This window comes from Granulicella cerasi, from assembly GCF_025685575.1.
In the GTDB taxonomy this organism is placed as follows: Bacteria; Acidobacteriota; Terriglobia; order Terriglobales; family Acidobacteriaceae; genus Granulicella; species Granulicella cerasi.
Genome location: NZ_JAGSYD010000002.1, coordinates 661,256 through 686,095 on the forward strand (window position 1 = coordinate 661,256; position 24,840 = coordinate 686,095).

The following is a 24,840-nucleotide window of genomic DNA, read 5'->3' on the forward strand; positions in this document are numbered from 1 at the left end:
CCCGTGCAATGGGGGAAAACAGGGGTAGCCGCTGTAATGAAGGTACTCTCTGGAACGGGTTGTCGACGTTCCGTGAGTACGGGTACCCCATCTATGTCGATCGTTTTTACTGTGCAGCACCTCGGTCTCTTCGATTCCTCCATGGCAGCTCTCGCGCTCCAGCGCGTAGCGGCGTTCCCGCTTTCTGTGGCGACGGTTATTCCGGTTTCGGCAGCTGCTCTTCTGGCCTTCACGCTCGGCTCCTCGCTGCGTAAGCGCCGCGTGCCTGCAACGCCGGAAGTAGACGCACCTGCACGCATCTCCAAGACGGTAGCGAACCAGCCCGAGTTCCGTTCGACGCTTCAGAGCGCACCCTTTCCCATGATCCTGACGGATGCCGCGGGAACGATCCTCGAGATCAACGCCCCCGCGCAGCACCTGACGCTTTACACCGCTCCGGAGTTGATGGGGCGTCGCAACATCACCCATCTGCACAAGCTTGAGGAGTTGCGCTCACGCGCTCAGACGCTCCAGTCCTCGAAGCGCTCCGCGCGCTCGGATTTCGAAGTGCTCTGCCAGGCGTCCGAGTGCCCCGAGCAGGACGGTCGCCGCGAGTGGACCTACGTACGCAAAGACGGCACCGAGATCCCGGTACAGGTGGCTGTTTCACCGCTCCGCGACAAGTCCGCCGAGATCACCGGCTACATCGTTCTCCCCTTCGACGCGACGGAGCGCAAATCTCTCACCGAGTCGGTAGAGTTCATGTCGAAGCATGATGCGCTGACGCGTCTGCCGAACCGCGCCTATCTGAACTCGCTCCTCGCTGGCGCGCTGGAAGACGCAAAGCGCGACGAAACGCCGCTCACGCTCTTCCTGATCAACCTCGACCACTTCAAGCGCATCAACGACTCGCTCGGCCACTCCGAAGGCGATCAGCTTCTGATCACCGTCGCGAACCGTCTGCGTGAATCCGTACGCGCATCGGACTTCGTAGCGCGCACCGCCAGCGATGAGTTTGTAGTTGTCGCGCGCAATCTGGGTGAGCCGTCTGCTGTGGCGCACTCTGCGAGCCGCTTGCATGCCGCACTCTCGCAGCCGTTGACGATGGCTGGCCACGAGATCAACATCACGGCGAGCATCGGTTCATGCACTTTCCCCGACTGCTCCTTCGATACGTCATCGATCGTCCGTCACGCGGATCTCGCCATGCACGCAGCCAAGCGCCGCGGCGAAGGCAACTTCCACGCCTTCAACGAGCAGATGCGTGAAGACCGCGCCGACCGCCTCGCGCTGGAGGCTGAACTCCGCTACGCGATCGACCGCGACGAGATGGAGATCTACTACCAGCCGCAGGTGAACACGCGCACGCGCACCATCACCGGCATGGAAGCCCTGCTGCGCTGGAAGCATCCGAAGCGCGGCATGGTGCCGCCGCTGACCTTCATCCGTGCTGCCGAAGAAAGCGGCCTCATCGTTTCCATCGGCGAGTGGGTGCTAGAGAACGCTTGCCGCGAAGCGCGCGCGATGCAGATCCAAACCGGTCGCCGACTGACGCTCGCCGTCAACCTTTCGCCCCGCCAGGTCTTGAGCGATGGCCTCTTCGACACCGTGCAACGCGCGCTGCTGAAGAGCGGCCTGAACCCGCGCGACCTCGAGCTCGAGATCACAGAGAACACCTTGATGATCAGCTCGGCGGAAACGCTTTCAACGCTGGCTCGCCTGCGCGAGCTCGGTGTGCGCCTTGCTGTCGATGACTTCGGCACCGGCTTCTCGAGCTTCCAGTACATCCTCGAGTACCGCGTGGACCGCCTGAAGATCGATCGCAGCTTCATCACAAACTGCGCTACGGACGTGAACGCTGCGGCCATCGTTCGGGCTGTCGTCGCAATGGCACACGGCCTCGATATGACCGTAGTCGCTGAAGGCGTGGAGACCGAAGAGCAGCTTGCGTTCCTGCTGCGTCGTCGCTGCGAAGAAGCGCAGGGCTTCCTCTTCGGCAAGCCGCAGCCGATCCACATCCTCTACGAGCAGATGGCGCAGCTGACACAGGAATCGGAAGAGCTGCAGATCGTACCGATCACGGAGAGCTCCGACGAAATCCCGATCGCGAAGCCGAACTAAGCATCATCACAAAACAGAAAGGCCTCCACAAAGGTGGAGGCCTTTCTGCTGCGCGTCGGAGCTTAGGCGCGGCTGGAGAATTCGCGCGAGTCTGTGTTGACGATGATCTTCTCGCCTTCCTTCACAAAGAGCGGCACGCGGATCTCGGCACCCGTCTCGAGGCGAGCAACCTTCGTCACCGATCCCGACGATGTATCGCCACGCACGGCAGGCTCGGTGTACTCCACCGTCAGGGTGACCTGAATCGGCAGATCGAGACCGATGGGGTTACCGTTGAACTTGTTCACCTGCACGATCATGCCTTCGAGCAGCATCTCGAGCGCATCGCCCATCATCTCCTGCGAGAGCGTCAACGTTTCGAAGGTCGTCTGATCGAGGAAATACGAACCGTCGCCGTCGCTGTAGAGATACGACGCGTCGACGCTCTCGAGATCAGGCTCTTTGAACTTGTCTTCCGCCTTGAAGGTCTTGTCCATCACCGCGCCGGTGAGCATGTTGCGCATCTTCACGCGCACGAGCGTCTGTCCGCCACGAGCGGTGGGGGTGGAGATGTCCTTATCGAGGCAGCGGTACGGCACGCCCTCGAATTCAAAAAAGTTCTTGCGCTTCAGTTCGATGGCATCGAGCAATGCAGCCATAGTGAGTCGTTCCCTTCCGCCAGGTTTGGCGCCTCTCTGAGTGTAGCGGAGAGTGAGCTACTCTTGCGCTGCGCACCACTTTGCCCACGCTTTCCGGAGTGCTGCCGCGAGCGCGTTCGCGACGACTTCCGGCTGACCAAGCGGAGACGCGAGGAAACGTTCTCGCATCGTCGGGCGTAACTCTGCTAGTCTCCGCGCGTCGAAAGCATGTTGCACCGCACTACATACGAACTCCTCCTCGGAACTCGCGATGAACTCCTCCAGCCCGGTATGCAGGTTGAGCGTCGTACCCATGCGGCCGGGGATCGTATCCCCCGTCAACGTGAGCGTTGGCACTCCCATCCACAGCGAGTGGCTGCTGCTGGTCGAGCCGTTGTAGGGCACGGTGTCGAGCACCAAATCGATTTCGCGGTGAAGTTCGAGGATGCGCATGACGCTGTGCATGTGGACAAAGTGCAGACGCTCTGCCCCGATGCCTTCAGCAGCGAACCACGCCAGCAGAGGCTTTGGAGGTTCGCCGTCGGCCATCGTCGCAAGCATCAGACGAGCGTGCGGCGCAGCCAGCAAAATGCGCGACCACAACGCCACAGCACGCGGGCTTATCTTGTTCATGCGAGCGAGACACGCAAATGTGAACACGCCGCTAGCCAACGCGGGCTGCGGTGCGACATCGGGTGCGTCGGTGCAGGGCTGAAAGGCCGTTGTCGCAGGGAGCATCATCAGCTCTTCGGTGAACTGCGCACGCGGCTCTTCCGGCACCAGCACCGGATCAGCGATGAAGTAATCCATCGACTTCATGCCGGTGGTGCCAACATATCCCATCCAACTTACTTGCACCGGCGCAGGCTTACGCGCGAAGCTCAGCAAACGATGGCTGCCGCTATGGCCGTTGAGATCGATGAGGATATCGATGCGATCAAGCCGTACCTTGTGCGCGAACGCCTCTGCGCTCAAGTGTGCGACATCGTTCCACTCTTGAAAGAGCCCCTGGTACAACTCAGTTTCTGCGTCGCGCGAGGTGTAGTTGTAATAAGCGATCAGGCAAAGCTCAGGATGCTGACGCTGAAGATGCTCCAACACCCACGGCAGATAACGCACCACAGGATGATTACGAAGGTCCGCCGACACGAAGCCTACGCGCAGCGGGCGATCCGGGTCCGGCACGTTCGCATGGGGCAGTTGTGAAGCCAGCAACGGATGCTCGAAGCGCGCAGCAAACGCGAGGTGTTCCGCAAACATCTGCTCGCGCGTGATGCCATCGACATGCCCCAACGTGAAGAGCAGATTGCTGAACGATTCCACATGCTGCGGATCGGTAGAAAGCGCTTCGCGCAACAGCATCATCGACTCGTGCATGAACCCATGCAGCGCCATGAACTCCGAGAAGTTCGACAGCGCGGCAACGTAATGCGGATCGATCTCCAGCGCGCGCCGGTAATGCTTCTCGGCCTCGGCGTAACGGTTCTGACGACGCAGACACAGCGCAAGATTATTCTGTAACTTCACGTTGTCTTCCATGCCATGCAGCGCCGCACGATAGTGCAGCTCCGCTGCAGCGTGGCGCCCCTGCATGTTGTACACGTTGCCAAGATTCAGGTTGCCCATCGGATGCATCGCATCGACGTTCAGCGCAGCGAGAATGGTGAGTTCGGCGTTCTTCAAATCTCCGAGCTGTATGTACGCCAGGCCGAGGTTGTAGTGCGGATCGAGCGTCTTCGCAGGTACCAGAACGCAGGCGCGTCTGTAGTACTTCACGCTCTCCGCAACATAGCCCGACATCTTCAATGCGTTCGCGTAGTTGTTCAGGAACTGCCAATCACCCTCGCATGCGGAGAACGCACGCCGATACACCTCCAGCGCTTCAGTCCACCGCTCTTGCCCAGCGATCGCTGCAGCCAACAACTTCAGGCCGAAGACGTGGCGCGGATATTTCTGCAATAAACGGTGCGCTTCTTTCTCTGCCTGCGAATATTGCTCGCTGGCGATCCATTCGATCGCAGCGTCCTGCTCATCGAGCGAAGGCTGAATACGAAGGCTCGCCAAGCGGCGCTGATGGTTCCGTGTAGTGATGTTCAGTGACGATGGCTTCTCAATGGACACGCTCGTTCTCCGCGCGAGCAAGCTGCACGTGGGTCGCCAATTTCTTGTGGAGGACGTTGGCTCGCTCTAAGAGATAGATCGGCTCGCGCAGCCAGACCATTAGCGGCTGCTAACGAAAAAACCAGCCCGCAGGCTGGTTTTTACGCAAGTGCGATCGCTACGCATCCTGCCGCGAATCACCGCGCAGCAGCTCCAGCGCGCCACGCTGTTTCAACAGCTCTGCGCCGCGCTCGCCTAGCTCCTTCGCCGACATCGCCAGCGGCACGGAGAGCTTCACATGCGCGACCTGCTCACCATCGAGCGACGCGACCTGTGCATGCAAATGCCACTGCTCGTCTACGCGATGGACATAGGCACCCAACGGAAGCTGGCAGCCTCCACCGAGAGCGTGCAGCACGTGACGTTCCGCCTGCGTTGCATACTCGGTGTCCGCACAGTTCAACGCGCGCACAGCCGCGATCGTCTCCGCATCATCAGCACGCGTCTCCAGCCCAAGAGCACCTTGGCCGGGCGCTGGCGTAAGTTCGTCCACCGCGAAACGCTGATGCACATTCTCCGCACGACCGATGCGATCGAGCCCAGCGGACGCGAGGATGAGTGCGTCCGCAACGCCTTCCTGCCACTTACGCAGACGCGTATCGATGTTGCCGCGGAACTCGACGAAGGTCACGTCAGGACGCAGAGCGAGGATCATCGCCTTGCGTCGCGGCGAGGTCGTGCCGATGCGCGAACCGCCAGGCAGCATGTGCAAACCCCAGTAGTCTTCGCACACGAAAGCATCACGCGCGTCAGCACGCTGCGGAATGGCCGCCAACGCGAAGCGCGCGTCGAGCTGCGTGGGCAGGTCCTTCAGCGAGTGCACGGCGAGGTCCACGCGCCCGGCCAGCAACGCGTCTTCGATCTCTTTGATGAAGATGCCTTTCGCGTCGAGCGGCGTGCCATCTTCAAAGGTCGCAGGGGCCTTGAAGTTGGGGTCCTGCATACGATCGCCGACGGTGCGAATCACTTCGACCTCGGCGTTCACACCCTGCTCGCGAAGGCGATCAGCGATGTGGTGGGCCTGCCAGAGCGCGAGCTGCGAGCCGCGCGAACCGATGCGAATAGTCTTCTGAATCATCTGGATAAGAATACGCCGAACTAAGAATTCCGCCGAACCGGGCGCTAGTCGCGCGTTTGCGAGCCTTCACGCAGCGCAGTGATCTGGCTGTGGAGCAGCTTGTTCGTAAGCTGGCGCGTCATCTGCTCGATCGCCTCGCGTTGTAGGTCGCTGATCGGCTGCGGCATCTTCGCCAACGCCTTCGCAAGCTCGGTCTCACGCACCAGCTCGGCCTGCGCAAGCAGTTCGCGGATCGCACCCGCCTGCTCGTTTTGCGCAAGACGCTGGTTGTAGCGCTCGACCTCATTGCGAACGATCGTCTCGGCGGCTTCGGCTTCCTTCGTGCGCGTCGCCTGGTTCTGCTGTGCGGCCTGCTGGAGATCGTCAACGTCGTAGACGAAGCAGCCTTCGATCTCGTTGACCTCTGGCGCAACGTCGCGCGGCACAGCGATGTCGATGAAGAACATCGGGCTATTCTTGCGGCGTTGCAGCAGGGCCTTCGCGTGTTCGCGCTGGAAGATCTGCCCTGCTCCCGTGGAGGTGATGATGATGTCCGCGCGATGGGCGCGCTCATGCAGTTCGACGAAGGGGATGACGCCGGTGGTGATGTTCGGCGTGCGCAACTCCGCAGCCATACGCTCGGCGCGAGCCTCTGTGCGGTTCGACACGAGCAGCGTCGTCGCGCCCTGCTGAATAAGATGACGCGCGGCGAGATCCGACATTTTGCCCGCGCCGACAAGCAGCACCGTCTTGCCGGCGAGTGAGCCGAAGATCTTGCGCGCGAGTTCAGCAGCCACCGACGCCACGGAAACCTGTGAGGCACCGATCTGAGTCTCTGTGCGAACACGCTTGGCGACCGAGAAAGCGCGCTGCAGCAGCGGATCGAGCATGTTACTCACCGCGCCAACCTCGCGCGCCACGCTCCACGACTGCTTCACCTGGCCAAGAATCTGCGGCTCGCCAACGACCATCGAGTCCAGCGACGAAGCCACGCGGAAGAGATGGCGCACCGCCTCGTTCTCGCGGTACTCGTAAAGATGCGGCTGCAAATCCGTATCGCGAAGGTTCAGATACTCGCGCAGGAATGACAGCGTGCGCGCAGTCTCAGCCTCGGACTCGTGCACCGTGATGAGCTCCACACGATTGCACGTCGAGAGGATGAGGGCCTCGCGTACGCCGGGCTGATGCGCCAACGCGCGCGTCGCTTCGCCGAGACGCGAGGCCTCAATCGCCAGCCGTTCACGCACGGCCAGAGGCGCGGTCGTGTGGTTCACGCCGACCAGCAGCAGCGACGATTTGTTCTGGGTCGTCTCACTCATGGCGCGCGGAACCTGTGGACGTTCGAAAGCGCGTTCGCGGCCCACACCGCGAGCACGAAGATGAAGGCAAAGCTCGAGAGATACACCGCGCGACGACCGCGCATTCCCGAGTGCTGACGGATCCAGATCATCAGCATGTACGCCAGCCACATCGCCAGCGAAAGCAGCACCTTGGGGTCTGCAAAAAACGCCGGGCCGATGCTCTCGAGCGCTACGACAGAGCCGATGAGCAAGCCTGCGGTCATGCAGGGCAAGCCGAAGAGCAGGCTCTTCACGGCGATCTGGTCGGTGACCGCGAGCGGCGGCAGCCACGAGCGCGTCTGCGGCGCGCGCTTCTGCTTCAGGCGGCGCTCCTGCACGATGTAGAGCACACTGGCCACGAGCGACAGCAGCAGCGCAGCGTAGGCCGCCAGCAGGAACGCTACATGCAGCAACAGCCAGCCCGTGCGGATGAACGGATAGTGGATGACCTCAGCGCCAGGATGGACGGCGGGCACCATCGTCAGCAGCACGCAGAGCGGCAGCAGAAAGATACCGAAGGAGACCGTGCGATATATCTGCGTGAGGACGAGGAACGCGATGCCCAGCAGAAGGCCGAACATCGAAAGCGTCTCATGCGAACCGACCGGCAGCGCGCGATGCGCGGCGACCAGCGTTTCGACCAGCGCTACAAAATGAAAGAGAACCGCAAGCCCCGCAGCCGGCATAGCGACATGGCGCCAGCGCGGGCGGTTGTACAACGCTGCTGGCAGCACCGCGAACGCCGCAACGGCGTAGAAGGTGACCGCGAATCGTAACCAGAGCAGAGACATGCGTTCAGGTGCGCAGAGTGCGACACCTCAGTATATCGTCCGCGCTCCGCGCCATTACGAAGAACGCACATGATGGCCGATCTTCGCGCAGCTAGCTTTGCGGCTGGTCCGGCGAGGCGGTAATCCCCATGCTGCTGAAGTAGTGCGCCAGACGCTCCTCGATCATGTTCACCGGCATGAAAAACGGGCGCTCGACGACCTCGATCACCAGCTTTTCACCGTTGAACTCGTAGCGCGCCTTGATGCCCTCTTTGGTGATCTCGCCGGAGCGACCTTCGATAGGAACACCAAAGGCAGTGAGCTTCTTGGCAGCTTCGTCAAACATCGTCTCGGACATCGGAATCTCGATCATGGGGCGAGTGTATAGGGTCGCGTCGTTCCTTGCCCATACGCTTCTTCCACAGGCGCACTTGCACGATCCCCCGAGTCGCGATATTCTAACCAAGTTGCAAATGCAATGTGCGGCCGTAGCTCAGTGGATAGAGCAACTGGCTACGAACCAGTAGGTCGGAGGTTCGACTCCTTCCGGCCGCACCACTTCCCCCTCAAAACTCAACGTTAGCCTTCAGCGGGAACCCTTGTGTTCTGGCTGCGATTTGCTATGTGCGCGGCATCTCCGCTAATTTCGCGGCGCTTTCGGCAGCAATCGCGGCAATTGACGCTCTGTCAGGTATGACAGCACGATCAGCAGTACAACGCCCGCGCAGAAGCCCGCTGCAGAATGCGCCCCGTGCCACTTGATCAGCAGCGGGAAATGCAGGATGTACAGGCCATATGAGATCGAGGCGATGGCCACCGCGGGTCGCTGCACGCGCAGCGAGACCCCGCCCAGCGCCCTGCCCAAGGGGCTGAAGAAAATCACCAGCATCAATGCAGCCACAGCAAAGTGGCGCGCCGGAAGTGCCGGATAGTATCCGACCGAGCGGATGCCCAGGTGAACGGCAACTGCCACCGCGATAGCGGTGAGAACCAGCAACCACCCTAGCGTCGGCAGCATGGAGAAGACGCTGTCGCCGCCCTGGAGATAAGCCTCTGCGGCCATCGCTCCCGCCCACCAGACCAGGAAGTATGCGCCCACCAGCAGGAAGTGGTTCGGATGCAGCACGAACGCTACATAGAGCAGACAGCAGAGGAGGCCCACGCCGTGATTCGTAATGGCCTCACGCCGTGTCCACGCCCGCAGCACCAGGGGGAAGATGATGTAGAACGCGATCTCGTAGGAAAGCGACCAGAGAGGATCGTTGCCGAGGTAAGGGTCGGTGATGACGCCCGGCTTCAGCGCAGAGACGTCCTGCACTGAGAGCAGCGTCCCCCAGAAACTGCGCTGCGTGAACTGCGTCGCCAGATCATGGTTTGCGAGCGCCACCGCCGTGGAGACCAACATCGCCACCAGGAGCGGCGGATAGATGCGCCGGAGGCGCCGGAGGAAGTATCCGCGAGGGCGAAGCGCACGCTGCTTCTCATTTGCGAAGATCACAAACCCGCTCAGCAGAAAGAACACCAGCACCGCTTCCTGACCGAAGCGCAGCGAATAGCCAAATCGGTCCAGCGCACTGTAGGACGTGCGCAGATGGTGCAACACCACGTAGATCGCCGAAACGGCGCGAGCTGCGTCGAGCGAGGCGACAACTCTTGGAGACAGGCCTCTTCGGGGACCGGGCATATGTCCCATCGTATAACGCACGGTTCGTGCGAAAGGCGAACGCCCCGAACGATCTTCCTGCAAGGGCCGCACACTTTCGTCTATCATCAAAGAGGACTGAAGCGGTCGCACTTAGGCCTCCGCGAGTTCGGGTCCGAGATTGGGTGTGCGCGATGGTGTTGTTGAGCGAAGTTCAGGTCGGGCAGTCAGGCGTCTTGCAGCGCGTCGACCTGAGCGAGGACATCTCCGACCACCTGGCGCATCTCGGTTTTCTGCCCGGAGCAGAAGTGCAAGTGCTGCGCCGTGCCCCCGCCGGCGACCCCACGGTCTATCGCATCGACGGCGTCGAAGTAGGACTGCGCTCGGAAACCGCGCGTCACATCGAGATTGAGCTGAACCACGAGCGCTCTTCCGTCGCCGAGGTTCGCTAGCCGATGAGCTGTCACGTCACCGCCGCACCTGAGATCCCCATCGAGCCCATCGAAGAAGGCAAGCAGCGCCGCATTCGTACGGTGGCGCTGGTGGGGCCGCCGAACTGCGGCAAGTCCACACTCTTCAATCGCCTGACCGGCCTGCGCCAGAAGACCGCGAATTACCCCGGCGTCACCGTCGATCATCACTCCGGCAAGATGAAGGGCATCGGTCGCGCCGACCTCACGCTGATCGATCTGCCGGGCATCTATTCGCTGGCAACATACTCTGAAGACGCGCGTGTCGCCGTCGATGTGCTCACCGGACGCATGCCCGGCGTGCCGGCTCCTGACGTTGTCCTGCTCGTGCTCGACGCTGTGCACATGAACCGCCAGCTCATGCTCGCGCAGACGGTCTTTTCGCTCGGCCTCCCGACGATGGTGCTGCTGAACATGAGCGATCTGCTCGAAGAGCGCGGCGGCAAGGTCGATCCTCTCGCACTGAGCGCAGAGCTCGGCCATCCTGTCGCGTTGATCTCCAGCGCAAAAGGACGCGGCCTCGATCTCATCTCTGCGTTCATCCACCAGACGACCGCCGAGACCGTAGAGCATCGTCAATCGCTGCGTCTGCCCGTGCTTCAGCCCGCGGCGACGAGCCGCAAATGGGCCGCGCAGGTTTCGCAGCGCACACAATATCGCGCCCCCGAAGCTCCGCAATGGACACGCCGTCTCGACGCAATTCTGCTGCACCGCATCTGGGGTCCGATCATCTTCCTGATGGTCGTGATCGCCGTCTTCCAGGTGGTCTTCTCGCTTGGTCAGCCGCTTAGCGACGCTTTCGGCGATGTGCTGACAAAGCTCGGCGCGCACGTGGCCAATGCACTGCCCGATAACTGGCTCCGTCCGCTGCTGCGCGACGGCTTGTGGAACGGCGTGCAGAGCGTGCTCGTTTTCCTGCCGCAGATTCTGCTGCTCTTCCTGTTCATCGGCATCCTCGAAGATTCGGGCTATCTGGCGCGCGCGGCACTCATCGCGGATCGCGTCATGCGTGTCTTCGGCCTCAATGGCAAGGCGTTCATCCCGCTGCTCAGCGCTTATGCGTGCGCGGTGCCCGCGATCATGGCCACGCGCACCATCGAGAACAAGCGCGAGCGCATCGCCACGATCCTCGTTGCACCGTTCATGACCTGCTCAGCACGCCTGCCGATCTACACGTTGATCATCGCGGCCTTCGTGCCCGACAAGCGCTTCCTCGGCTCGATCTTCGGCCTGCGCGCTGCGGTCATGCTCGGGCTCTACGCGCTGGGATTCTTCGCCGCGCTCTTCACCGCTCGCATGTTGAAGTCCAGCGTGCTCAGGGCGCAGCCCACTCCCTTCGTGCTGGAGCTGCCACAGTACCGCTGGCCCACGCTGCGCGGTCTCGCCTTGCGTCTGTATGACCGCGCGGGCCTCTTTCTCAAGAAGGCAGGCACGATCATCCTCGGTGCCACGTTTGTGGTGTGGCTGCTCAGCGTACTGCCGGTCCATGGCGGCCAGTTCTCGGAGATCTCGTCCTCGATCATCGGCCACATCGGCCACTTCATCGAGCCGATCATTCACCCGCTGGGCTTCAACTGGAAGATCGGTATCGGCTTGTTGAGCTCCATCGTGGCGCGTGAGGTCATCGTCGGTACGCTGGGCACGCTCTACGGCGTGGACCCTGCAACCCACGCACAGAACCTGCAGCTCGCCCTGCACCATGACATGACCGTCGCCGGCGCGATCGCGCTCGTCGTCTTCTTCGCATTCGCGATGCAGTGCACCTCAACGCTCGCCATCGTGAAGCGCGAAACAAACAGCATCAAGTTCCCGCTGCTGCAGTTCTGCTATATGACCGGCGTGGCATATATCGCCGCACTGCTCACGAACCAACTGCTGATGCGCATCCTCTAAGCTCTACGCAACACAAAGGCCGCGAGTCGATGGACTCGCGGCCTTTGTGTTGCGCTGCAGATTACAGCGTCGGGTAATCGATGTAGCCTTCCGGGCCGTGCAGGTAGAACGTCGCAGGCACGGGCTCGTTCAAAGCAGCATCCTGCTTGAAACGCTCCACAAGATCGGGGTTCGCAATGTACTTCACACCGAAGCTCACGGCGTCTGCATCGCCACGCTGAATCGCAGCCTCTGCACTCTCGCGCGTGAAGCGTTCGTTGGCCACATAGACTCCACCAAACTGCTGCTTCAACTGCGGGCCAAGCCAGTCCGGAGCTTCGTACTCACGCGCCATGATGAATGCGATCTTGCGCTTGCCAAGCTCCGTCGCCACATAGCCGAAGGTCTCCGCGCGGTTCGCATCGCCGGGGCACTGACCGTCGGCGCGCGGCGAGAGATGCATGCCCACGCGACCAGCACCGAAGACTTCGCTCACGGCGTCAGTAGCCTCGAGCATCAAGCGCGCGCGATTTTCAATCGAGCCACCGTAGGCATCGGTGCGATGGTTGCTGTTCGACTCGAGGAACTGGTCAAGCAGATAGCCGTTCGCGCCATGCAACTCCACACCGTCAAAGCCCGCGTCCTTGGCGTGTTGTGCACCGCTCTTGTACGAAGCGATGATGCCCGGAATCTCATCAAGGTCCAGCGCACGCGGAGCGTCATACTGCTTCATCGGGCGAATCAGGCTGACGTGTCCATGCTGTGCGATCGCGCTCGGCCCTACAGGCAGTTTTCCATTGAGATACACCGGGTCGCTCACGCGGCCCACGTGCCAGATCTGCGCAAAGATGCGCCCACCCGCCGAGTGCACAGCCTCGGTGATCGGCTTCCAAAGCTCGGCGTGACGCTCGCTCCAGAGCCCCGGCACCTGCGGATACCCCACGCCCATCGGATCGATCGGCGTGCCTTCGGTGATGATCAGGCCAGCGCTGGCACGCTGCTTGTAGTAGTCGATCATGATCGGCGTCGGGAAGTGATCGCCGGTGCCACGCAGACGCGTGAGCGGAGCCATCAGGATGCGGTTCGGCAATTCAAGATCGCCCACCTTCAAGGGGTCAAACAAACCAGGCACAGTTCTCTCCTAAAGCGCGAACGCGCTCACCTTGTAGGATGAGCGCGCTTGCGGGAAAGATTCGACGAGCATCGAAATTTCAAAACAAACCCAGCACGAATGGGTGCCCCACATCTCGATTTTTGAGATGTGGGTTTGCAGGATGCGCGTGAGGCTAAATCTTCGCTCTCCCATATCTGCATAAAGCGCAGATGTGGGGCACCCGACGTTCACGGCTAACCTGCCGCGACAATCTCCGCGAAGTCCGCAATCGCAGCAACACTCGCGACGATCTTCGCGAGCAGTGTCAGACGGCGCTCACGCACGGCTGCGTCAGGATCGTTGACCATCACGCCTTCGAAGAATGCGTCCACTTCCTTGCGTAGCGTTGCAATCGAAGCCAATGCCGCAGCGTAGTCTTGCGAGGCTGCAGCCTTCGTCACAACAGCTTCAACCTCATTGAACTTGGCGATCAGCGCATCTTCAACAGCGACGCCCGCGGGCGCAAGCTTCGCATCTGCAGCAAGCGCAAAGTTCGCCTGCGTCAGAATGTTCTTCATGCGTTTGAAGGCCGCAGAGACAGCAATGAAGTCATCACCGCCGCGAGCCGCGCTCACCGCCGCAGCACGAGCCACAGCATCACGCACGTCGTAGAAGCCCGCAGCGAGCACCGCAGCGACGACGTCATACGACGTGCCGTTCACTTCGCGCATGTAGAACTCAACGCGATCGCGGAAGAAATTCAGCATCTTCGTCGCGGTCGCTTCATCCTTCGCAGCGTGTTCGACGATCTGCTGCAACGTCAGCGCGAGCTCACCTTCTACGAGGATCTTCACAATGCTGTTCGCCGCGCGGCGCAGAGCAAACGGGTCCTTCGACCCTGTCGGCTCCAGGCCAAGCCCGAACATACCCGCGATCGTGTCTGCGCGGTCCGCAACGCCAAGCAGCGCGCCTTCAAGCGAACGCGGCACACCGTCTTCCATGCTCGCCGGCGTGTACTGGTCGTAGATCGCATCCGCAGCCACAGCAGACACGCCCTGCGACTTCGCGTACAAGCCGCCGATCACGCCCTGCAGCTCAGTGAACTCCTTCACGAGCTCCGTCGTAAGGTCGGCCTTCGCCAGACGGGCAGCCTCTGCAAGCGCAGCTGTATCGACGCCGTCAATGCCCTGCGCGAGCTTCGCAGCCAACGCGCCGATGCGCTCAGACTTCAGTGCATACGTGCCGAGGTCCTTCTGGAACGTGACATTCTCGAGCAGCTTCACACGCTCTTCGAGCGGCGTGCGCTGGTCGAACTCCCAGAAGAAGCGAGCATCGTTGAAACGCGCACGCAGCACGCGCTCGTTGTTGCCCTTGATGATCGGCGCGTTCGCTTCCGTCAGCGAGATGTTGGTCACGGCGAGGAAGTAGGGCAGCAGCTTGCCATCTGCACCTTCGAGCGCGAAGTAATTCTGGTGATCACGCATCACGGTCACGAGCACCTCTTCCGGCAACGCGAGATACTCGGGCTCGAAGGAGCCGAGCAACACATCGGGCCACTCGACGAGGTGCGTCATCTTTTCGACGAGCGCTTCGTCCTCACGCCAACGCGCGCCGGGCACGGTGCGGCAAACATGATCAAGTGTCTTGCGAATCTTGTGGCGGCGCGCTTCAACGTCAGCAAGCACATATTCGCCTTCGAGTTGCGCGAGATAGCTTGCAGGCGTCTGCACTTCAAATGCTTCGCCGCTCGAAAGCACGCGATGACCGAAGCTCACACGCTCTGCCGTCTTGCCTGCGAACTCGACGGGAACGACAGCGTCGCCGAGCAGGCAAACCATCCACTGCACCGGGCGCACAAAGGTCTGCGTCGATCCGGGGATCCAGCGCATGTTCTTCGCCCAGTAGATCGCGGCGAGTTCCTTCGGCAGTTCGCTTGCAATGACCTCTGCAGCGCTGCGGCCCTTCTTCACGGTCGAGGCAGCGATGTACTCGCCCTTCGGCGTCGTGATCGTCTTGAGCTCGCTGACGGCGATGCCGTTCTTCTTCGCGAAGGCTTCCGCAGCAGGCGTAGGCACGCCGTCCTTGAACGCGATCTTCACCGCAGGGCCAGTCGCCTCTTCGGTGATGTCCGGCTGCACCGCGAGCACGTCGCTGATGTACACCGCAAGACGACGCGGCGACGAGTAGCTCTTCGCATCACTCAACGCCTCAAAGCCCTCAGGCAGCAGATGCTCTTTGCCCAGCAACGCAACGACGCGACGCAGCAACTCCGCCTCTGCGCCGGGAATCATGCGCGCGGGGACTTCTTCCAGACCAATCTCAAACAGAAACTCTGCCACTACGCACCCACCAATGTTTGTTCGTTGCTCGTTGCCTTCAGGCGTTCCTGCTCGGCGTAGATCTTCGCCACGCCCACGATCAGGTTACGGATGCGCGCCATCACGCCGACGCGCTCGGTCACCGAAATCGCGCCGCGTGCATCGAGCAGATTGAAGGTATGCGAGCACTTCAACGCAAGCTCATACGCACCCATCGTCGGGAAGCGCAAGATCGTCAGCGTGTCGCCGCACTCTTCGACCAACACATCCTTCGCGCGCGCGAGCAACGCCTTGCACTCTTCCTCATAGAGGTTGAGGTGCTGCCAGAGCTTGTCCACGTCCGCGTAGTCAAACGCATAGGCCGAGAACTGCTGCTCTTCATGCAGGCGCACGTCGCCAAAGGTCAGCTCCTTCCCCGTCACCGCATCGCGCGACCACACGATGTCATACACCGAATCGAGGTCCTGCACGAACTGCGCGAGGCGCTCCAGGCCATAGGTGATCTCCCCGGAGATAGGGTCAAGGTCCATGCCGCCGCACTGCTGGAAGTAGGTGAACTGCGTGATCTCCTGGCCGTCGAGCATGACCTGCCAACCGACGCCCCAGGCGCCGCCCACCGGCCACTCCCAGTTGTCTTCCTCGAACTTGATATCGTGCTCCGCGAGCACGATACCGATCGCCTCCAGCGACTGCAGGTAGAGTTCCTGCACGCGCTCGGGTGGCGGTTTCAAGATGACCTGCAGCTGCGTATGGCGGAAGAGGCGGTTCGGGTTCTCTCCGTACCGGCCGTCCGCAGGGCGGCGCGAGGGCTGTGCGTAGGCGATGTTGATGGGCTTCGGCCCCAACACGCGCAGGAAGGTGTCGGGCGACATGGTTCCCGCGCCGACCTCGAGGTCATACGGCTGCTGCAACACGCACCCATGCTCGGCCCAGAACTTCTGCAGCGTAAACAGAAGCTCCTGGAAGGTCAGGGCTTTCTTCTGGCTTTCGGATTTCATCCTTTACAGTGTAGCCAACTTAGGGCCGAGGATATTGCGGCTCGACGGTGGTCCCGCGGCGGGAGCATAATACTTTCGCTCGACGAAATAATCACCCATGACACCCTTCTCCCGCGCCGCCCTCGCTGTCCTCGTCTCCGCCGGAACCCTCTTCCCCGCCATCGCCGCTGCCCAACAGCCGCGCGAGAAGGTGTTGATCGACCGTGACTGGCGCTTCACGCACGGCGACCCCGCTGGTGTGGACTCCCGCACACTGCTCTACGACGTGCGGCCGGTGGCGAAAAGCGATGATCAGAAGCCGCACGTGGCCGAGGCCGTTTCTGACGCCGCGAAGCTCGAAGAAGCCAAGTTCCCGGTGCTAAAACCGTGGATTCTGCCGAGCGGCGATGCCTTCCTGCCCGATGCGTCGAAGCACCACGCGCGGCCTGCGGGCAACCCCGGCGAGAGCGTGGCCTACACGCATACGGATTTCGACGACAGCGGCTGGCGCAAGCTCGACCTGCCACATGACTGGGCGATCGAGGGCCCGTTCACCGACAGGGTCGGCGGCGGTATGGGCAAGCTCCCCAGCCCGGGCATCGCGTGGTATCGCAAGGCGCTGGACGTGCCCGTGAGCGACAAGGGCAAGCGCATCTTCCTGCAGGTGGACGGCGCGATGAGCTATGCCGAGGTGTGGTGCAACGGCAAGCTCGTCGGCGGCTGGCCCTACGGCTACGCGACGTGGCAACTCGACCTCACGCCGTATCTCGTGCCCGGCGGCAAGAACGAGCTCGCCATCCGCCTCGACAATCCGACGAACTTCTCGCGCTGGTATCCCGGCGCGGGCATCTATCGCAACGTGTGGCTGGTGAAGACGCAGCCTGTCCACGTCGGCGAGTGGGGCACGTTCGTCACAACGCCGATCATCGATAAAGACTCTGCACGCGTGGACCTGAAGGTGACCGTGGACAACGACTCGGCCGCGGCAACCGACGCAGAGGTCAATACGAAGATCTACGCGCTCGACGCAAACGGCAAGCAGATAGGCGCCCCGCTCGCAGCGATGAAGCCGGTGAAGCTTTCGCTCGCGGCTGGCGCGCATGAAGACGCGCTTGCGACCGCCAATCTCGCGCATCCGAAGCTCTGGGGCCCGCCGCCCACGCAGCAGCCGAATCGCTACGTCGCCGTCACCACGATCACGCAGCGCGGCAAGCTCGTAGATCGCTACGAAACGCGCTTCGGCGTGCGAAAGATCGAGTACAAACCCGACGGCCTCTACGTGAACGGCGAGCGCATCCGCATCCAGGGCGTAAACCAGCATCATGATCTCGGCACGCTCGGCTCAGCGTTCAACGAGAACGCGGCCAAGCGACAGCTCGACGAATTGCGCGAAGCCGGCGCGAACGCCATCCGCATGTCGCACAACCCGCCCGCGCCGGAGCTGCTTGAGCTCACCGACAGCATGGGCTTCCTCGTCATGGACGAGATCTTCGACGGCTGGGTGCGCCAGAAAACCACCGGCGACTTCCACCTCATCTTCCCCGACTGGCACGAGCAGGACCTGCGCAGTTTCATGCGCCGCGACCGCAATCATCCCTCGGTCTTTCTCTGGAGCGTCGGCAATGAAGTCGGCGAGCAGCAGAACGGCGAGGTAGGCGTCAAGGTCGCGCAAGAGATGGTAAAGCTCGCGCATGAAGAGGACGCCACGCGCCCAGCGACCGCGTCGATGAACTTCGCAAAGTCCGACTCCGGCTTCGCGAAGGCGATGGATGTGGTCAGCATCAACTACCAGGGTGAAGGCATCCGCGACACCGTGGAGTACACCGGATTCAAGGGCCTGAAGACGCTGCCGCAGTACGACAACTTCCGCGCTGCTTTCCCGCAGCGCATGATCTTCACCAGCGAGAGCGCAGCGGCGATCAGTTCGCGCGACAGCTATCTCTTCCCCGTGCCTCCGGGCAAGAGCTACCCCGCGCGTGATGGCTCCGGCAGCGACGACAAGACGCACCAGGTGAGCGCGTACGAGCTCTACGCCGCCGACTTCGGCTCCTCCGCCGACAAGGTCTTCAGCGCGCAGGACCATCACCCCTACGTCGCCGGCGAGTTCGTCTGGACCGGCTGGGATTACATCGGCGAACCCACGCCGTACTACACCTCGCGCTCCTCGTACTTCGGCTTCATCGACCTCGCGGGCTTCCCGAAGGACCGCTTCTACCTCTACCAGTCGCGCTGGCGCGCAGATCTGCCGATGGTGCACATTCTTCCGCATTGGACGTGGCCCGACCGCGTCGGCAAGGTCACGCCGGTGCACGTCTTCACCTCCGGCGACGAAGCCGAACTTTTCCTCAACGGCAAGTCGCTCGGTCGCAAGAAGAAGGCTCCATTTGAGTACCGCTTGCGCTGGGATGACGTGGTCTATCAACCGGGCGTGCTGAAGGTCGTTGCCTACAAGAACGGCAAGCTCTGGGCAACAGATGAAGTGAAAACCGCAGGCGCCGCAACCCAGATCAAGCTCGCACCGGAAGAGAAGCAGATCGCCGCAAACGGCACCAACCTCGCCTTCATCCGTGCCTACGTGGAAGACAAAGCTGACATCATCAACCCGAATTCCGACGCCGCGATTACCTTCAGCGTCACCGGCGCCGGCGAGATCGTCGCGACCGACAACGGCGACGCCACCGACCTCAACGCCTTCCCGGATCACACCCGCAAAGCGTTCCACGGAAAGGCTCTGGTGATCGTGCGCGCCAAGCGCGGCGAACACGGCATCCTCCACATCACCGCAAAGGCCGACGGCCTCACCCTCGGCTCAACAAGCATCGCAATTCGCTAGTCCCCACAAATCTGGGTGCCCCATCCGTACGCGGCTTCTTGCGGACGGATGGGCAAGCGAGAATGCCTGCCTACCGCACCAACCGCCAAATCCAAACGAGCAATCCGGCCATCAACACTACCTTGAGCCAGCCGACAATTTGCTTGCAGACCGCAAGCGTCTTCCGCTTCGTCTTAAGGCTTGTGCCTTCGGGCAGATTCACCGCTTCCACTGGAAGGAAATTGACGGCGCTCATCAGCACGAAGCACCAGCCGGCCATCATCAGCAGCAGCCATAGATGATCGCGACTGCCCATGCCGTGCGCATCGCCTGCGCCATTGATCGGCGTATGCATTCGCAGCGGCAGCGCGCGATAACGCATCGCAAGCAGCGCCGCCGAAGCCAGCAGCAAGGCCGCCGCGAGCACTTCACGTGCCACCGTTCCAGTTCGCTTGAGATTCATGGATAGGCCGACTCTACACCGCGCTGGCGCGTTTAGACGAGCGTAAAAGCGCTGCGCAGTCGGCGCTCCAGATGCCGCTCCAGCATCGCCACCGCAAGCTGTCGCAGATCGCGAGCCGTCGCCGACGTCCACTGCTGTTCGAGCAGTGTCTCCAGCCCGTTGCGCATCAGATGTTGCGCGGTCACGATGCTCTCAGCGGACAACCTGCGGCTCTGCGGCCTTCGATCGTCCATGCAGGTTACGCCATCGGCCACAGGCGACCACCATACGTCCTGCCCGCGCAGGTCCAGCCCACACACCACGCAATGCCCCAGCTCCGGCCAGCAGCCCATCAGGCGCGCCATCCATACCGCGAAGTACGTCACCGGCAGCCAAATCGGATGCTCGTCCATCGCGGTGAGACAGGTCATCGCGAGGCGGAAGAGATTGTCCTCGCGCGCGCCCTCGGGGACCGCTTCTTCCAGCACTTCGGCGATCAGTTGCAGCCCTGCGAGCCGCTCCAGCGAAACCGTCGCCTTCATCGGCGACCAAAGGATCTCAAAGCTATCGAGCCGTACCAGTTCGACGCGCGGGCGCTCCGTATAGTGCGCGCGGACGTAACTTGCAGGCTCCAGCGCACCACCAAAACGTTTGCGCGACTTCATCGCATGGCGCGCCACGCCCTTCACCTTACCCTGCTCGCGCGTGAAGAGGCTGACGAGCAGATCGGCCTCATGAAACGGCCAGGTGCGCAGCACGATCGCTTCGCTGTGGTGCGGGATTTGCCTGCCTTGAGCCACTGTTTCTATCGTCTCATCTCGCGCAAAGCAAAAGGCACAGAGCGGAAGCTCTGTGCCTTTTGCGAATCTCTCGCGAGGTTTAGCGGCCGAAGTGGGTCGCGTTCAGATCGCGGAAGTGTACCCAGTTGTCCGGCAGATCGTCGCTGGCGTAGATCGCCGAAACCGGGCAAACCGGAACGCAAGCGCCACAGTCGATGCACTCGACCGGGTCGATGAAGAGCTGGTCGAGCTCTTCGGAGCCGGGTTCGCCAGCCTTGGGGTGGATGCAGTCCACCGGGCAAGCGTCAGTGCAAGCGCGGTCCTTGGTGCCGATGCAGGGTTCTGCGATTACGTAAGCCATTGTTCGTTGATCTCCTTGGTGCGAAAACTTTGAGCTCTGAGTCCCTCAACCCTGCTCGCTTAGACCAGTCGATAGTAGCAAGGATTTCGCGGAATCCAAAGCAGGAAGTTTTTCACAAATAGGACTAAATCAGGCCTATTTACGCGGGTTTTCGCTCCGCCAGCACCTGCCGGGCGAGCCCCGCAAGCTGCTCTGGGAAGACACGTTCCGTGCTGCTGGCAAGCTCCTCCAGCGACCACCAGCGCGCCTCGGTCATCAAGCGAATCTCGTCCGCGGTCACGCCAGAGAGCTTCGGCGCATCGTGCTCACACCATGCCGCGAAGTAGACATCGTAGTTGCGCACGGTCTCGCCAAGGTGTGTGTACGTGCCGCCGGTGTTCTCCAGAACCGGCCCGATCAGCGGCAGCGACAGCCCCACTTCCTCGAGCAGTTCACGTGACGCAGCGGTGTGATCGTCCTCGAGCAGTTCTACCTCACCACCGGGCGTCACCCAGAAGATGAAAGGCTTGCCGTCGAGCTCTGCGGTGAAGCGAATCAGGAAGATATTGTCCTGCGCATCGAAGAGCAAAACGCGAGCGGAACGACGAAGTCGCACTACTGCTCGCCCGCTGCGCGCCGTGCCGCAAACTCTGCAGGCGTCGGGATCGGCTCAAGCCCTTCCCCAGCCATCATCTGCATGAAGAGCGCTTGCATCTCGTCGTGGATGTTGCCATTCGTCGCAAGCACTTCGACGCTGTCGAGCGTGAACTTAGCGCCATCGATGTGCGTAATCTTGCCGCCAGCTTCTTCCACCAGCAGATAGCCGGCGCTCGTGTCCCACGGGTTCAGCTTGAACTCCCAGTAGCCATCGAGGCGGCCGCAGGCGACGTACGCAAGGTCAATCGCTGCCGAACCCGCGCGGCGGACGCCATGCGAGCGCAGCGTGAACTCCTGGTAGAAGTGCACATTCGGCGAGCGGTGGCGCTTGTGGCTCGGGAAGCCCGTCGCGATCAGCGACTCCTGCAGCAGCTTCGCCTTGGAAACATGAATGCGCTCCCCGTTGAGAAACGCACCTTCGCCTTTCGCGGCCGTGAAGAGCTCATCGCGCAGCGGATCGTAGATGATGCCCGCGACCATCTCGCCGTCTTCCTCCGGCTTCAGGTCCGGCATGCGACGTTCGCAGCCAAGTACCACGCAGAAGACCGGAAAGCTGTGAGCGAAGTTTGTCGTGCCATCGAGCGGATCGACGTACCAACGATACTCGGCTTCGAGACCGGAACGCGTCCCCTCTTCGCCGTAGATGCCGTGGTCGGGAAAGACCTCCTGCAGTCGCGAGACGATAAGCTTTTCGCTGGCGCGGTCGGCTTCGGTGACGAGGTCCACATCGCCCTTGTACTCAGCGCGCACGCCCGTCTTGTAATACTCGCGCAGTAGCGCGCCGGCTTCGCGCGCAATCGCCGAGGCTTTCTCTACAAACTCACTCATCGCCACAAACTCCAAAGGAAAAACTTACAGATCGTCGCGGTTGCCGTTACGCTTCAGGCCCGAGCCCTGCGTATTTTCGGTGATGGTGCGCACCTGCGCCTTGTAGATGAAGAGGTTCGGCTGACCTTCGCGCGTCAGACGCAGCATCATGTCGTCGAAGTACTCGATCCAACCCGCGACCGTCTCGCCATCGCGCAGCTTCACCTGCACCTGCACCTGTCGGTCGGAAAGCGATTTCAGATACAGCGCTTCCTGCCCGGTGTCGCCCGTGGGCGTTTTCTGCCGCCGATTCCAGATTCTCATGCGCTGATTGTACGTCCTGACGTAGCGAATCGCCTCAACGCGCGTAGTACGAGGTCCGGTAACGAAGCGTGTATTTTGCGCGCAGGCTCTGGTCTTTCAGACGCAGTTCGATGCGGTGGAGGTTGTCGCGGCCCAGCTTTTGCTGCGGCGCGTAATAGCCCACCGTGTACTGCGTGCGCAGATCGTCGGACAAATGCTCGAAGGCCGCAACGACATCCTGCTTGGCGATGATCTCGTAAAACTTGCCGCCGGTGTCTTTGCTGAGCTGCATCAGCGCGTGCTCGCCGCCGGTGTTGCGACCGGCGTCAGCCTCCACAGGCACCACGATCAGCGAGTAGATCATCGCGCCCGCACGTTGCGCCTGCTCAAACGCCGCATCGTAGCTTCCATGATGCGTCGTATTCACGCCATCGCTGATGACCACCAGCACGCGGCGCGCGGCGGGGTCCTGCGAGGTGCCGAGGTGCTGCGCGCCAAGGTAGATCGCGTCGTACATCGCGGTCGCGTCACCGCGCTGAATCTTGCCGAAGCCGCTCTCGAGCTTGTGCGCGTCGTTGGTGAACGGCACGACTTCATCGACGGTGTCAGCGAACGCGAAGAGCGCAGCCCGGTCCTGCGGACGCATCAGCTTGCGCAGAAAATCGCGCATCGCATCGCGTTCGAGCTTGTTCTGCGCAATCGTGCTCTCGCTTGCGTCCACGGTGATCACCATGCTGAGCGGCGTGGTCGACTCCTTCTCGAAGACCGCGATCTTCTGCGGCTTGCCGTCCTCGAGCACTTCAAAGTCCTCCTGCGTGAGTCCCGCAACCGGTGCTCCATGCTCGTCGACAACATTCACGGCAACCGGCACAAGGCGACTTGTGACCTTGATCGTGGGCAGGTCCGGCATGTGGCGTTCGACAGGCGCAGGCGCCTGCTGCGCGTGCAGCGCACAGGCCAAGGCCAACGGAAGCAGCCACAACGACTTCACTGCGCAGACTCCACGATCTCTTCGGGGAATGGCTCCCCATCCACCCAGACGGCGCCATCCACAAACTGCTCGCGCTTCCAGATCGGCACCGTCTTCTTCAGCGTGTCGATGACGAAGCGACTCGCCTCAAACGCCGGACCACGATGCGCGGAGAAGACCACGATCAACACACTCGTCTCGCCGATCACCAATCGTCCGAGTCGATGCACGATCGCGACCTCACGCACACCGAAGCGCGCCATCGCCTCCGCGCGCAGCTTGCGCATCTCGTTGACGGCCATTTCTTCGTAGGCTTCGTAGTCCAAATGCAGCGTCTGGCGACCACGCGTGTTGTTGCGCACCACGCCGTCGAAGGTCACCATCGCTCCGTCCGCGCTGTGGGCAAACGCAGCCACGACCTCAGCGATCACAATGGGCTCGCGCGTCAGCTTCACAGCATCGTCAGACCCACCACTCACCGGCGGCAGCACCGCTACTTCGTCGCCATCGGCGAGCACATGCGGAGGCTTCACGTATTCCTGGTTCACTGCAACCGCCGCAGAGCACAGCATCTGCTCGGCGATCAGGCTTTCTGCACGCAGGCGTTGCAGGAGTTCACGCACGGTGGTGCCAGTGGGTAGTTCACGCACCGATCCGCCCTCTCCGAAGACTGACTTGAGAGGCCCGAACGACAGCACGCGCACGTGGATAGAGCTTTGCGACATGTGTTCACGATACGCGAGGAGCGCCGACCTTGGCATCGCCAGCGATGCAACGCGCAGTGTAAGAACGCCCATCCCAGATAGACGTTGAGACGTACGAATTGTCTTCACAACCGATAGCGAAGCGATATACTCGCACGCAAGTAACCTACCGGAGAATTGACTCATGCTCAAAGGCTTTCGCGATTTTATTCTGCGCGGCAATGTGATGGACCTGGCTGTCGCCGTGATCATCGGTGCAGCGTTTACCTCCATCGTTACGGCGTTGACGGCGAACATCATCAACCCGCTTCTTGGCGCGGTGATCGGCAAGCCGAACTTCGATTACCTGGTTGCCCACGTGCACGGCGGCGAAATCAAGTACGGCGTCTTCATCACGGCCGTCATCAACTTCCTGCTCATCGCGGCAGTGGTTTACTTCTTCCTCGTCGTGCCGACGCAGTACCTGCTCAAGAAGTTCAACCCGCCTGCGGCTGAACCGCCTTCGACCAAGGCCTGCCCGCAGTGCCTCGGCGAAATCCCGCTGGCCGCTACGCGCTGCAAGTTCTGCACGCAGCCGGTCTAAGATTCGACCCGCAGATTCGATAAGCGA

At 61.7% G+C, this 24,840-nt stretch carries 23 protein-coding genes and 1 tRNA gene; 6 read left to right on the forward strand and 18 right to left on the reverse strand.

Going from position 1 to position 24,840, the window contains the following annotated elements; translation table 11 throughout:
- The first annotated feature begins 93 nt into the window (after positions 1 to 93).
- Positions 94 to 2,100: a putative bifunctional diguanylate cyclase/phosphodiesterase gene (locus tag OHL11_RS08295; RefSeq protein ID WP_263371018.1), complete on the forward strand. Its 2,007-nt coding sequence runs from the start codon at positions 94 to 96 to the stop codon at positions 2,098 to 2,100.
- A gap of 62 nt (positions 2,101 to 2,162) precedes the next feature.
- Here the strand turns inward: OHL11_RS08295 and efp are convergent, their stop codons facing one another.
- The 6 genes from efp to OHL11_RS08325 form a co-directional block, all read right to left on the reverse strand.
- Positions 2,163 to 2,738, reverse strand: a complete 576-nt coding sequence (gene efp, locus OHL11_RS08300; protein ID WP_263371019.1) for an elongation factor P — start codon at positions 2,736 to 2,738, stop codon at positions 2,163 to 2,165.
- 57 nt (positions 2,739 to 2,795) lie between these two features.
- Positions 2,796 to 4,781 (reverse strand): O-linked N-acetylglucosamine transferase, SPINDLY family protein, encoded by a 1,986-nt coding sequence (locus OHL11_RS08305; protein ID WP_263371020.1) that lies wholly within the window; start codon positions 4,779 to 4,781, stop codon positions 2,796 to 2,798.
- A gap of 214 nt (positions 4,782 to 4,995) precedes the next feature.
- The gene (gene hemC, locus OHL11_RS08310) at positions 4,996 to 5,955 is read right to left on the reverse strand and encodes a hydroxymethylbilane synthase (protein ID WP_263371021.1); all 960 of its coding nucleotides are present in this window, start codon (positions 5,953 to 5,955) and stop codon (positions 4,996 to 4,998) included.
- Between the two features lie 44 nt (positions 5,956 to 5,999).
- Positions 6,000 to 7,253 (reverse strand): glutamyl-tRNA reductase, encoded by a 1,254-nt coding sequence (gene hemA, locus OHL11_RS08315; protein WP_263371022.1) that lies wholly within the window; start codon positions 7,251 to 7,253, stop codon positions 6,000 to 6,002.
- The gene (locus OHL11_RS08320) at positions 7,250 to 8,065 is read right to left on the reverse strand and encodes a cytochrome C assembly family protein (RefSeq protein ID WP_263371023.1); all 816 of its coding nucleotides are present in this window, start codon (positions 8,063 to 8,065) and stop codon (positions 7,250 to 7,252) included. The genes hemA and OHL11_RS08320 overlap by 4 nt, the downstream gene beginning before the upstream one ends.
- A gap of 91 nt (positions 8,066 to 8,156) precedes the next feature.
- Complete coding sequence (locus OHL11_RS08325; RefSeq protein WP_263371024.1) at positions 8,157 to 8,402, reverse strand: hypothetical protein; 246 nt, start codon at positions 8,400 to 8,402, stop codon at positions 8,157 to 8,159.
- A 124-nt stretch (positions 8,403 to 8,526) separates the two neighbouring features.
- Between OHL11_RS08325 and OHL11_RS08330 the strand changes: the two genes are divergently transcribed.
- A tRNA-Arg gene (locus OHL11_RS08330) sits at positions 8,527 to 8,602 on the forward strand.
- Between the two features lie 82 nt (positions 8,603 to 8,684).
- On the opposite strand, the gene OHL11_RS08335 is transcribed toward OHL11_RS08330, so the two are convergent.
- On the reverse strand, positions 8,685 to 9,728 hold the full coding sequence (locus OHL11_RS08335; RefSeq protein WP_263371025.1) for an acyltransferase family protein: 1,044 nt from the start codon (positions 9,726 to 9,728) through the stop codon (positions 8,685 to 8,687).
- 152 nt (positions 9,729 to 9,880) lie between these two features.
- On the opposite strand from OHL11_RS08335, the gene OHL11_RS08340 reads away from it, so the two are divergent.
- Positions 9,881 to 10,138 (forward strand): FeoA family protein, encoded by a 258-nt coding sequence (locus OHL11_RS08340; protein ID WP_263371026.1) that lies wholly within the window; start codon positions 9,881 to 9,883, stop codon positions 10,136 to 10,138.
- 3 nt (positions 10,139 to 10,141) lie between these two features.
- The gene (gene feoB / locus OHL11_RS08345) at positions 10,142 to 12,049 is read left to right on the forward strand and encodes a ferrous iron transport protein B (protein WP_263371027.1); all 1,908 of its coding nucleotides are present in this window, start codon (positions 10,142 to 10,144) and stop codon (positions 12,047 to 12,049) included.
- A gap of 61 nt (positions 12,050 to 12,110) precedes the next feature.
- On the opposite strand, the gene OHL11_RS08350 is transcribed toward feoB, so the two are convergent.
- From OHL11_RS08350 to OHL11_RS08360, 3 genes are all read right to left on the reverse strand, one after another.
- Positions 12,111 to 13,160, reverse strand: coding sequence for an alkene reductase (locus OHL11_RS08350; RefSeq protein WP_263371028.1), 1,050 nt, complete (start codon positions 13,158 to 13,160; stop codon positions 12,111 to 12,113).
- 215 nt (positions 13,161 to 13,375) lie between these two features.
- Complete coding sequence (glyS, locus tag OHL11_RS08355) at positions 13,376 to 15,460, reverse strand: glycine--tRNA ligase subunit beta (RefSeq protein WP_263371029.1); 2,085 nt, start codon at positions 15,458 to 15,460, stop codon at positions 13,376 to 13,378.
- A complete protein-coding gene (locus OHL11_RS08360; protein ID WP_263371030.1) occupies positions 15,460 to 16,437 on the reverse strand; it encodes a glycine--tRNA ligase subunit alpha in 978 nt (325 codons plus the stop codon). The genes glyS and OHL11_RS08360 overlap by 1 nt, the downstream gene beginning before the upstream one ends.
- A 97-nt stretch (positions 16,438 to 16,534) precedes the next feature.
- Between OHL11_RS08360 and galB the strand changes: the two genes are divergently transcribed.
- The gene (gene galB / locus OHL11_RS08365) at positions 16,535 to 19,249 is read left to right on the forward strand and encodes a beta-galactosidase GalB (RefSeq protein WP_263371031.1); all 2,715 of its coding nucleotides are present in this window, start codon (positions 16,535 to 16,537) and stop codon (positions 19,247 to 19,249) included.
- A gap of 70 nt (positions 19,250 to 19,319) precedes the next feature.
- Here the strand turns inward: galB and OHL11_RS08370 are convergent, their stop codons facing one another.
- From OHL11_RS08370 to OHL11_RS08405, 8 genes are all read right to left on the reverse strand, one after another.
- Positions 19,320 to 19,691, reverse strand: a complete 372-nt coding sequence (locus OHL11_RS08370; RefSeq protein WP_263371032.1) for a hypothetical protein — start codon at positions 19,689 to 19,691, stop codon at positions 19,320 to 19,322.
- A 32-nt stretch (positions 19,692 to 19,723) separates the two neighbouring features.
- Positions 19,724 to 20,470: a DNA repair protein RecO gene (gene recO, locus OHL11_RS08375; protein WP_263371033.1), complete on the reverse strand. Its 747-nt coding sequence runs from the start codon at positions 20,468 to 20,470 to the stop codon at positions 19,724 to 19,726.
- Positions 20,471 to 20,549: 79 nt separating this feature from the next.
- Positions 20,550 to 20,810: an indolepyruvate ferredoxin oxidoreductase subunit alpha gene (locus tag OHL11_RS08380; protein ID WP_263371034.1), complete on the reverse strand. Its 261-nt coding sequence runs from the start codon at positions 20,808 to 20,810 to the stop codon at positions 20,550 to 20,552.
- Positions 20,811 to 20,949: 139 nt separating this feature from the next.
- Positions 20,950 to 21,405, reverse strand: a complete 456-nt coding sequence (locus tag OHL11_RS08385) for an NUDIX hydrolase (RefSeq protein WP_263371035.1) — start codon at positions 21,403 to 21,405, stop codon at positions 20,950 to 20,952.
- Entirely contained in the window at positions 21,405 to 22,274 is an 870-nt protein-coding gene (locus OHL11_RS08390) for an inositol monophosphatase family protein (protein ID WP_263371036.1), read from the reverse strand. Before OHL11_RS08390 ends, OHL11_RS08385 begins: the two co-directional genes overlap by 1 nt.
- Positions 22,275 to 22,298: 24 nt before the next feature.
- A complete protein-coding gene (locus OHL11_RS08395; protein ID WP_263371037.1) occupies positions 22,299 to 22,577 on the reverse strand; it encodes an RNA chaperone Hfq in 279 nt (92 codons plus the stop codon).
- A gap of 34 nt (positions 22,578 to 22,611) precedes the next feature.
- Positions 22,612 to 23,547 (reverse strand): VWA domain-containing protein, encoded by a 936-nt coding sequence (locus OHL11_RS08400; RefSeq protein WP_263371038.1) that lies wholly within the window; start codon positions 23,545 to 23,547, stop codon positions 22,612 to 22,614.
- Positions 23,544 to 24,251 carry a molybdenum cofactor biosynthesis protein gene (locus OHL11_RS08405; RefSeq protein WP_263371039.1) on the reverse strand — a complete coding sequence of 236 codons (708 nt, stop codon included), beginning with the start codon at positions 24,249 to 24,251 and terminating at the stop codon, positions 23,544 to 23,546. The genes OHL11_RS08400 and OHL11_RS08405 overlap by 4 nt, the downstream gene beginning before the upstream one ends.
- Positions 24,252 to 24,414: 163 nt before the next feature.
- Between OHL11_RS08405 and mscL the strand changes: the two genes are divergently transcribed.
- On the forward strand, positions 24,415 to 24,813 hold the full coding sequence (gene mscL / locus OHL11_RS08410) for a large conductance mechanosensitive channel protein MscL (RefSeq protein ID WP_263371040.1): 399 nt from the start codon (positions 24,415 to 24,417) through the stop codon (positions 24,811 to 24,813).
- Positions 24,814 to 24,840: the final 27 nt, after the last annotated feature.

What these genes read in the sequence shown, in the direction of transcription:
- OHL11_RS08295 (WP_263371018.1), top strand. Translation starts at nt 94, where the DNA reads ATGTCGATCGTTTTTACTGTGCAGCACCTCGGTCTCTTCGATTCCTCC.
- efp (WP_263371019.1), bottom strand. Translation starts at nt 2,738, where the DNA reads ATGGCTGCATTGCTCGATGCCATCGAACTGAAGCGCAAGAACTTTTTT.
- hemC (WP_263371021.1), bottom strand. Translation starts at nt 5,955, where the DNA reads ATGATTCAGAAGACTATTCGCATCGGTTCGCGCGGCTCGCAGCTCGCG.
- hemA (WP_263371022.1), bottom strand. Translation starts at nt 7,253, where the DNA reads ATGAGTGAGACGACCCAGAACAAATCGTCGCTGCTGCTGGTCGGCGTG.
- OHL11_RS08320 (WP_263371023.1), bottom strand. Translation starts at nt 8,065, where the DNA reads ATGTCTCTGCTCTGGTTACGATTCGCGGTCACCTTCTACGCCGTTGCG.
- OHL11_RS08325 (WP_263371024.1), bottom strand. Translation starts at nt 8,402, where the DNA reads ATGTCCGAGACGATGTTTGACGAAGCTGCCAAGAAGCTCACTGCCTTT.
- OHL11_RS08335 (WP_263371025.1), bottom strand. Translation starts at nt 9,728, where the DNA reads ATGCCCGGTCCCCGAAGAGGCCTGTCTCCAAGAGTTGTCGCCTCGCTC.
- OHL11_RS08340 (WP_263371026.1), top strand. Translation starts at nt 9,881, where the DNA reads ATGGTGTTGTTGAGCGAAGTTCAGGTCGGGCAGTCAGGCGTCTTGCAG.
- feoB (WP_263371027.1), top strand. Translation starts at nt 10,142, where the DNA reads ATGAGCTGTCACGTCACCGCCGCACCTGAGATCCCCATCGAGCCCATC.
- OHL11_RS08360 (WP_263371030.1), bottom strand. Translation starts at nt 16,437, where the DNA reads ATGAAATCCGAAAGCCAGAAGAAAGCCCTGACCTTCCAGGAGCTTCTG.
- galB (WP_263371031.1), top strand. Translation starts at nt 16,535, where the DNA reads ATGACACCCTTCTCCCGCGCCGCCCTCGCTGTCCTCGTCTCCGCCGGA.
- OHL11_RS08370 (WP_263371032.1), bottom strand. Translation starts at nt 19,691, where the DNA reads ATGAATCTCAAGCGAACTGGAACGGTGGCACGTGAAGTGCTCGCGGCG.
- OHL11_RS08380 (WP_263371034.1), bottom strand. Translation starts at nt 20,810, where the DNA reads ATGGCTTACGTAATCGCAGAACCCTGCATCGGCACCAAGGACCGCGCT.
- OHL11_RS08390 (WP_263371036.1), bottom strand. Translation starts at nt 22,274, where the DNA reads ATGAGTGAGTTTGTAGAGAAAGCCTCGGCGATTGCGCGCGAAGCCGGC.
- OHL11_RS08395 (WP_263371037.1), bottom strand. Translation starts at nt 22,577, where the DNA reads ATGAGAATCTGGAATCGGCGGCAGAAAACGCCCACGGGCGACACCGGG.
- OHL11_RS08405 (WP_263371039.1), bottom strand. Translation starts at nt 24,251, where the DNA reads ATGTCGCAAAGCTCTATCCACGTGCGCGTGCTGTCGTTCGGGCCTCTC.
- mscL (WP_263371040.1), top strand. Translation starts at nt 24,415, where the DNA reads ATGCTCAAAGGCTTTCGCGATTTTATTCTGCGCGGCAATGTGATGGAC.